Origin of the sequence: Duncaniella sp. (assembly GCF_029054785.1) — a bacterium.
Classification (GTDB): Bacteria; Bacteroidota; Bacteroidia; order Bacteroidales; family Muribaculaceae; genus Duncaniella.
Window position 1 is genome coordinate 1 of sequence record NZ_JAIDEN010000137.1, and the last position, 2,870, is coordinate 2,870.

At 54.5% G+C, this 2,870-nt stretch carries 1 protein-coding gene; it reads right to left on the reverse strand.

Annotated elements, in window-relative coordinates:
* Positions 1 to 101 precede the first annotated feature (101 nt).
* Positions 102 to 2,723: an alanine--tRNA ligase gene (alaS, locus tag K2H17_RS08635; RefSeq protein ID WP_300133786.1), complete on the reverse strand. Its 2,622-nt coding sequence runs from the start codon at positions 2,721 to 2,723 to the stop codon at positions 102 to 104.
* Positions 2,724 to 2,870 lie beyond the last annotated feature (147 nt).

The window sequence follows — 2,870 nt, forward strand, 5'->3', positions numbered from 1 at the left end:
CGGTGGTGTGAGAGGTCGGTAAACGCGAAAGTAGGAGATAAACACCCTATGATTAGTGTTTACCTCCTACTCGATTGAGTATTTTTAGAGGACTGGATCGCTTATTTGGCCACAGCCTTGTGCATGGCTTCGAATGCCTGGCCTAAGCCGTCCTTGTCCTTGCCGCCTGCCTGGGCGAATCCGGGCTGACCGCCGCCGCCGCCTTTGATGGCTTTGGCTGCTTCGCGTACAATCGCAGAGGCATTCAGACCTTCTTTCACGAGGTCATCGGTGAATGCTGCTGTGAGCAGCGGCTTGCCGGCCATGTCGACTGTCGCGGCTATGAAGGCTGTCTTTTCCGGTGACTGCTGACGGACTCCGAAGGCAATGCCCTTGACAACTTCAGGCATACGCACACCGGTGAGGGAGACGAGCTTGAAATCGCCGACAGTTTCAGCTTTCTCAAGGATGTCGCGGGTCAGATTGCGGATGCGTTCCTGGAAATATTCCTCGGCCTGCTTGCGGAGTTCGGCGTTTTCCTCGATTGACTTGCGCAGGGCCTGCAACACGTCGGGCGCATTGTGGAGGAGTTCGGCAACGCCGTGCATATTGTCGGAAAGCTGGTCAATCATGTCCTCGGCTACTTCTCCGGTGACGGCCTCGATGCGGCGGATGCCTGCTGCGATGCTTGACTCAGAGACAATGCGGATCATACCGATGTTGCCTGTATTGGGCACATGGGTACCGCCGCAGAGTTCCACGGAGTCGCCATATTTTACCACACGGACTTCCTCGCCATATTTTTCGCCGAAGAGAGCCATCGCGCCCATTTCAAGCGCTTCGGCAATCGGCATGTGGCGGTGCTCGTCAAGAGCGATCGCCTTGCGGACGTTGGCGTTGGCGATGCGTTCGGCCTTGCGGAGTTCTTCGGGGGTGACTTTCTGGAAGTGAGAGAAGTCGAAGCGAAGCATTGCGGGTGACACGAAAGAACCTTTCTGCTCTACGTGTGAGCCGAGGACTTCGCGGAGGGCTGCGTGGAGCAGGTGGGTTGCGGTGTGGTTACACTCGGTCGCGCGGCGGTTGGCCTCATTGATGCGGGCGGTGAACTCGGCCTCAACGTTGGCGGGGAGCTTTTTGCTCAGATGGACCGCCTGGCCGTTTTCGCGTTTGGTGTCGTAGATCTCGATTTTTTCGTCAGCCGATTCGAGCCAGCCGCTGTCGCCTACCTGTCCGCCCATTTCAGCGTAGAACGGGGTGGTGGAGAGGACAATCTGATAGAACTCCTTGTTCTTCTGTGTCACCTTGCGGTAGCGCAGGATGCGGGTAGTGGCTGAAGTGACGTCATAGCCTACGAACTCGGTCTCGCCGTCGCTGACAACCACCCAGTCAGTGGCTTCAACAGCGGCAGCATTGCGGGCACGTGTTTTCTGAGCCTCCATTTCGACATCAAACTCTTTCTTGTCGAGAGTCATGCCGTTTTCTTTCAGGATAAGCTCGGTGAGGTCGAGGGGGAAGCCGTAAGTGTCGTAGAGGACGAAGGCTTCCTTGCCTGAAATCTCGTTTTTGCCATGTTTGCGGGCATTTTTGATTGCATCGTCAAGAATGGCGATACCCTTGTCGAGCGTGCGCAGGAAAGAATCTTCCTCTTCCTTGATCACCTTCATGATCAGGTCGCGCTGAGCGGCGATTTCGGGATAAGCCTCGCCCATAGAGTCGATCAGGGTGTTGACGAGCTTGTACATGAAAGCCTGCTTCTGGTCGAGGAACGTGTAGGCATAACGGACGGCGCGGCGCAGGATTCGGCGGATCACATATCCGGCTTTGGCATTTCCGGGAAGCTGGCTGTCGGCGATCGAGAATGAGATTGTGCGGACATGGTCGGCGATGACGCGCATTGCCACATCTACTTTCTCATCCTTGCCGTATTCCTTGCCTGAAAGCTGTGCGATGCGGCTGATCAGCGGAGTGAAGACGTCGGTGTCATAGTTTGATTTCTTGCCCTGGAGAGCCATGCAGAGGCGTTCGAAGCCCATGCCGGTGTCGATTACCTTTGCAGGGAGCGATTCGAGTGAGCCGTCGGCCTTGCGGTTGAACTGCATGAACACGAGGTTCCAGATCTCGATCACCAGAGGATTGTCTTTGTTGACAAGCGACGCTCCGTCTGTCTGGGCGCGTTCTTCATCGCTGCGCAGGTCGATGTGGATCTCAGAGCAAGGTCCGCAAGGTCCGGTATCGCCCATTTCCCAGAAGTTGTCATGTTTGTTGCCGTTGATGATGTGGGACGCCGGGAGATGTTTTTCCCAGAATGCGGCTGCTTCGTCGTCGCGTGAGAGACCTTCGTCAGGTGCGCCTTCGAATACTGTCGCATAGAGGCGGTTCGGATCGAGCTTGAGGACATCGACGAGATATTCCCAGGCCCAGTTGATGGCTTCCTCTTTGAAATAGTCACCGAACGACCAGTTGCCGAGCATTTCGAACATGGTGTGGTGATAGGTGTCCATGCCGACCTCTTCAAGGTCATTGTGCTTGCCCGAAACGCGGAGACATTTCTGGGAGTCCGCGACACGCTGGTATTTGGCGGCTTTATTGCCTAAAATAATGTCTTTGAACTGGTTCATTCCGGCATTGGTGAACATCAGGGTGGGGTCATCCTTGATCACCATCGGAGCAGAGGGCACGATGTGATGGCCCTTGGAACGGAAAAACTCTTTGAAAGATTCTCGTATTTCCTTTGCTGTCAGCATAATATATGGTGGTTTATTTAGAGATTGTTTAAAAACAATAGTTAAAATCTGAGCGAAAGTATTGAGGTGGATATGGCTCTGAATTGAAGGAGCATAGCGAGCTATGTGACTGAAATGAAGAGTCATAGGCGCCCAAAACTTTCGCAG